This is a genomic window from Streptococcus sp. HMSC071H03 (genome assembly GCF_001813035.1).
In the GTDB taxonomy this organism is placed as follows: domain Bacteria; phylum Bacillota; class Bacilli; order Lactobacillales; family Streptococcaceae; genus Streptococcus; species Streptococcus anginosus.
This window is the reverse complement of the sequence record NZ_KV811162.1, coordinates 138,943-143,505: the sequence shown is the minus strand read 5'-3', so window position 1 is coordinate 143,505 and position 4,563 is coordinate 138,943. Positions and strand designations below refer to the sequence as shown.

Sequence of the window (4,563 nt, the reverse complement as noted above, 5' to 3'; positions counted from 1 at the left end):
TGAACTTTTTGGAGGTTTGTTATGAATGAATCAAGCCAATCAAGCAGATTGCCACCGTTGATGTCTGACGAGATGGCGCAGTTATACATTCGTGAGCAGACGAATATTATCCGTGAGGAGGTTCGAAAAGAGCTAGAAGCGGAAAAAGTTCCTTTGAATCAAAAGGAGCTCATGGAAAAGTTTGGTTTTGATGCTAAGTATTTGAAAAAGATGCTAGCGAATGGATTAAAAAGACGTAAGCAAGGGAGGGATTGGAAGTATGACCTTGCGGATGTCTATGAGGTGCTGGACTATCTGAAAGAGAATTTCAGAGGGTATCAGCCGAGAAGATGAGAGGTGAAAAATGAAACAAATAAAAAATATTGCACTTACAGGATTAGTTTTAATTAGTTTATTTGGACTAGCTGCTTGTCGTGAAAGCGATAAGGTATCACATAATATCAGCCAAGAAGCAGATAATTTTAATGTTATTCGTCGTGTTGCAGTTATCAATACACGAACAGACAAAATAGAATTTGAAGTAATCGGACGGATTTCTGTTGACACCGAAGCAAATAAAGGTAAACGTTTGGAAATTTTGGTTGAAACAGATAAAGGTGTTTATAAGAAACACATGGTCAATTTAACTGGTTGGAATATGTATGTTGTCGAAGATATTGAGGGGGCAAAAGTCAACCAATATAAATACGAAATCAATTATATGCCAGAAAGCATTGTCCCGTTTGATATTATAAAAAAGAAATAAGGAGAAATTAGAAGATGATACCAAAATTTAGAGCGTGGGACAAAACGCATAAAAAATTAGGATTGATAGATGCGGATATGCTAGGCGGATATTTCCAAAGCGTGAAAATATTTGACGAAGATGAAGATGATTGGCAAGAGCCCGAAAACTTTATTCTCATGCAATCAACCGGCCTCAAAGACAAGAACGGCAAGGAAATTTTCGAGGGGGACATCATTGCAACTAACTCTTTTGCTTGTATAGTTAGCTTTGGAAAGTATGACTATTTTGAAGATGACGGCATTAAAATTACCGGAATAGGTTTTTATTTAGAATACTTAAATGTCGAACCTGCCACCTACTCACCTTTTGAATCTCCATTTTTAGAAAACTGTGAAGTGTTGGGAAATATCCATGAAAATATGCTGGATTTAATCATGTTTGAAAAATGGAAAAGCGAAAATTGGGAGCTGATGGAGGGCAAGAAATGACGCTAAATGAACGAGTTAGCACGCTAGAAGTTAAACACATAACAAATAAACGCTCAATAGCCAACGCTAACCTAATCATGACTGCTCTAGCATTTGTCATGCTGCTATTCGCTGTCGGCTTAATCACATCCACCGAGCACCAGCAACGGCAAATTAGCGAGCTAAAGACAGAGCTGCAGAAAAAGACAAGCGAAATCGAAAAGTTGCAAAACAGAAATTCGGCACAAGACATTATCTTGAACAAGCTGAATGCAGAATATCAGCTTAAAGAAAAACAGAAAGCAGAAGAAGCAAAACGGATCGCGGACGCTAACAGAGTTGGAGGGTAGATTGAAATTTCTTGATTTATTCGCAGGAATCGGCGGCTTTCGTCTTGGAATGGAATCAGCAGGACATGAATGCGTAGGTTTTTGTGAAATAGACAAATTTGCAAGAGAAAGCTATAAAGCTATTCACGATACGAAAGGAGAAATTGAATTACATGACATCACAGCAGTATCAGATGAGTCTATTCGAGGAATCGGAAGTGTGGACGTTATCTGTGGAGGATTTCCGTGCCAAGCTTTCAGCATTGCAGGAAATAGACGAGGTTTTGAAGATACACGAGGAACTCTGTTCTTTGAAATTGCTAGGTTCGCATCTATTCTCAGACCTAGATATCTGTTCCTTGAAAACGTCAAAGGACTCCTCAACCATGACAGAGGAGCTACGTTTGCGACCATCCTCAGAACCTTGGACGAACTGGGGTATGATGTGGAATGGCAAGTGCTTAACAGCAAAGATTTTGGTGTCCCCCAAAATCGGGAACGTGTGTTCATTGTCGGACATCTTAGAGGAGGAAGTACCAGAAGAATTTTTCCTCTCTCAAGCACTAGCAAACAAGTTGATAAGTATCAGAAACTGTCAACAAATACCCTTACAACCAGATACCCAAACAGTCAAGGGGTCGGATCGTACATTATTGAAAGTGAATCGCAGAGAGTAAGCTCTATTGGTAATATCAATCCATCCGGAAGGGGGATGAATGGAGAAGTCTATCAAGCTGATGGCCTAGCACCCACCCTAACTACCAATAAGGGAGAGGGCCAAAAGATTGCAATTCCAGTCTTAACTCCAGACAGACCTAAAAAAAGGCAGAATGGTCGGAGATTTAAGGAAAACGGAGAGCCTATGTTTACTTTGACTGCGCAAGATAAGCATGGAATTTTAATCGCAGGGAAATTGCCAGGTAATCACGACCAAAACTCAAGAGTGTACAATCCCAGAGGTCTCGCGCCAACTCTTTCGACCATGCAAGGAGGAGGGCGAGAACCAAAGATTATTCAAAAGGCAAGGGGATTTAATAAAGGCGGTCAGCACAGCATAGCGCCTACTTTATCTAGCAATAGCTATCATGAGAATAATTATGTAAAAATTTATGATTTTTATAACAAGTCCGAAAAGGAGATAGTCGGGACATTGACGGCAAGCGGTCACCAAGGAAACACGAAAGCAGGTGCTTTTGGTATATCAGATGGTTTCCGCATTCGCAAGTTAACTCCAAAAGAATGTTGGCGACTGCAAGGTTTTCCAGATTGGGCATTTGAAAAAGCTCAGGAAGTCAATAGTAACAGCCAGCTATATAAACAAGCAGGAAACAGCGTGACAGTCAATGTTATCGCTGAAATAGCTAAAAGATTATGAGGCAAAAAAATGAACAAACAAGAAGCAATTGAAAAGATAAATGAATCCAGACTAGCATTTGCGGCAATTTTGAGCAGACGAAACGGAAAGATGCCTTATTTTGAAAAAGAAGTCGTGGTAATGAAAAAGAAAGACCTTGTTGACATCATCAACCAAATTGACGAGGTGGAATAAATGATTGAAATGATTGAGTGGATTGACGGGAAAATCGCGCTAAACAAGCATATGATTGAGGATGAGAACAAGCCATCAGACTTTGAAATCTTTCTTTTGGCAGATAACAACATGCTAACCAAAATCAAGGAAGAATTATTAAAACGGGAGGATAGAAAAAATGGCAACAAAAGAAACTCAGGAATTTATTGACAATAGCTTATCAATTGTACATTGTCTAGTTGCGGCGCATTTATTGTATGGAGTGGGTAGAAATGAGTGAAATTTTAGGAGCGGTAGCAACACTCGCATTCGTTTTCATCGCTGGCGCATTTGTCAACCACTTAGACTGGCGCAAGGAGCAGAAGAAATTAGAGCAACAAGCAAAAGAAAACGAACGCATAGAGCTTGAAGCAATGTATGTGGTCTGTGCAATCGAGCACGACCGCATGGAACGGCAACAGAAACTAGCAGAGGCTCGGAAGAAAAGCCCGAGTTGGCAGTATTAAATATAAGGAAGAATGTTGAATGAATAAACGACTAAAAAAGAAAATCAAGAAAAGAAGTTATAAAATACCTAAATACATTACTCGGCTAACTAAAAAGTGGACTGAACTGGATGATTACATGATATTTCTAGCTGAATTTCGAAACATTGAAAATCAATTTCCAAAAAAGTTGATAGAAAGTATGCATCGCAAATACAGAAGAATCAACTCATTCCTTGATGGAATTGAAGGCGATGAGATATTTCGATACAATTTTTCCATTTATCACGGAGCGTACGGGGATGAGCAGTTAGATGGAGAATATTGTGATCAATCTTGCGGCTATTATGGAGATGATTTCCGTGGTGTTTATTATTATCCGATAGGTAACAAATTATATTTTGCCTATAATTATGAATGTTAATTAGAAAGGTATTGTTATGTTTCCAATAACAATAATTGAATTTAAAGTCAGATCTATTGGAACTAAAAAAAGGAACGGAAAGTAAAAAATGTGGAAGATAATCTTGATTGGAGTAGTAACACTATTTTTAGCACAGACGCTTTTAACTTACTCATTACTAAAAATATCAAGCCTGATAGATAAACGAGAGGAGAAGAATTGATGATTAGAAAAAGACCGAAACGTTATCCATACACAAAAAGTCAGTACGAATATTCCTGCAGCGCGGTTTATGGTTATGGTGAAAATAAACCATATTTTAAAACGTGGTTTAAAAGAGATGTGATTACAGGGGAGGTAGTGTCTATATATGATTAACAATGTTGTACTTGTGGGTCGCTTGACCCGTGATGCTGAACTTCGCTATACTCCGCAAAATCAAGCGGTCGCAACTTTTACTCTTGCTGTTAATCGCAACTTTAAAAATCAAAGTGGCGATAGAGAAGCAGATTTTATTAACGTTGTTATTTGGCGCCAACAGGCAGAAAATCTTGCAAATTGGACAAAAAAAGGTTCTCTCATTGGAATTACAGGTCGCATTCAGACACGTAGTTATGAAAA

Annotated in this window: 10 protein-coding genes; all 10 read left to right on the top strand. The window is 38.6% G+C overall.

What is annotated here, in order from left to right; translation table 11 throughout:
- Nucleotides 1-21: 21 nt before the first annotated feature.
- Nucleotides 22-333 carry a hypothetical protein gene (locus HMPREF2887_RS05760; RefSeq protein WP_084740870.1) on the top strand — a complete coding sequence of 104 codons (312 nt, stop codon included), beginning with the start codon at nt 22-24 and terminating at the stop codon, nt 331-333.
- Between the two features lie 10 nt (nt 334-343).
- Nucleotides 344-745, top strand: a complete 402-nt coding sequence (locus tag HMPREF2887_RS05755; RefSeq protein ID WP_084740868.1) for a beta-sandwich lipoprotein — start codon at nt 344-346, stop codon at nt 743-745.
- A gap of 14 nt (nt 746-759) precedes the next feature.
- Entirely contained in the window at nt 760-1,215 is a 456-nt protein-coding gene (locus tag HMPREF2887_RS05750) for a YopX family protein (protein ID WP_084740865.1), read from the top strand.
- The gene (locus tag HMPREF2887_RS05745; protein ID WP_084740862.1) at nt 1,212-1,544 is read left to right on the top strand and encodes a hypothetical protein; all 333 of its coding nucleotides are present in this window, start codon (nt 1,212-1,214) and stop codon (nt 1,542-1,544) included. The genes HMPREF2887_RS05750 and HMPREF2887_RS05745 overlap by 4 nt, the downstream gene beginning before the upstream one ends.
- Nucleotide 1,545: 1 nt before the next feature.
- The gene (locus HMPREF2887_RS05740) at nt 1,546-2,898 is read left to right on the top strand and encodes a DNA cytosine methyltransferase (protein WP_084740859.1); all 1,353 of its coding nucleotides are present in this window, start codon (nt 1,546-1,548) and stop codon (nt 2,896-2,898) included.
- Nucleotides 2,899-2,907: 9 nt separating this feature from the next.
- Complete coding sequence (locus HMPREF2887_RS10270; protein WP_186821906.1) at nt 2,908-3,072, top strand: hypothetical protein; 165 nt, start codon at nt 2,908-2,910, stop codon at nt 3,070-3,072.
- Complete coding sequence (locus tag HMPREF2887_RS05735; RefSeq protein WP_084740857.1) at nt 3,073-3,264, top strand: hypothetical protein; 192 nt, start codon at nt 3,073-3,075, stop codon at nt 3,262-3,264.
- Between the two features lie 47 nt (nt 3,265-3,311).
- Nucleotides 3,312-3,560: a hypothetical protein gene (locus tag HMPREF2887_RS05730; RefSeq protein WP_261673856.1), complete on the top strand. Its 249-nt coding sequence runs from the start codon at nt 3,312-3,314 to the stop codon at nt 3,558-3,560.
- Nucleotides 3,561-3,579: 19 nt separating this feature from the next.
- Nucleotides 3,580-3,963, top strand: a complete 384-nt coding sequence (locus HMPREF2887_RS05725; protein WP_084740852.1) for a hypothetical protein — start codon at nt 3,580-3,582, stop codon at nt 3,961-3,963.
- Between the two features lie 349 nt (nt 3,964-4,312).
- The coding region (gene ssb, locus HMPREF2887_RS05720) for a single-stranded DNA-binding protein (protein ID WP_084740851.1) at nt 4,313-4,563 on the top strand (251 nt) is incomplete at its 3' end.

Bases quoted from the DNA above. Each gene is read 5' to 3' on its own strand.
- HMPREF2887_RS05725 (WP_084740852.1), top strand. From the start codon at position 3,580: ATGAATAAACGACTAAAAAAGAAAATCAAGAAAAGAAGTTATAAAATA.
- HMPREF2887_RS05730 (WP_261673856.1), top strand. From the start codon at position 3,312: ATGGAGTGGGTAGAAATGAGTGAAATTTTAGGAGCGGTAGCAACACTC.
- HMPREF2887_RS05760 (WP_084740870.1), top strand. From the start codon at position 22: ATGAATGAATCAAGCCAATCAAGCAGATTGCCACCGTTGATGTCTGAC.
- HMPREF2887_RS10270 (WP_186821906.1), top strand. From the start codon at position 2,908: ATGAACAAACAAGAAGCAATTGAAAAGATAAATGAATCCAGACTAGCA.
- HMPREF2887_RS05735 (WP_084740857.1), top strand. From the start codon at position 3,073: ATGATTGAAATGATTGAGTGGATTGACGGGAAAATCGCGCTAAACAAG.
- HMPREF2887_RS05755 (WP_084740868.1), top strand. From the start codon at position 344: ATGAAACAAATAAAAAATATTGCACTTACAGGATTAGTTTTAATTAGT.
- HMPREF2887_RS05750 (WP_084740865.1), top strand. From the start codon at position 760: ATGATACCAAAATTTAGAGCGTGGGACAAAACGCATAAAAAATTAGGA.
- HMPREF2887_RS05745 (WP_084740862.1), top strand. From the start codon at position 1,212: ATGACGCTAAATGAACGAGTTAGCACGCTAGAAGTTAAACACATAACA.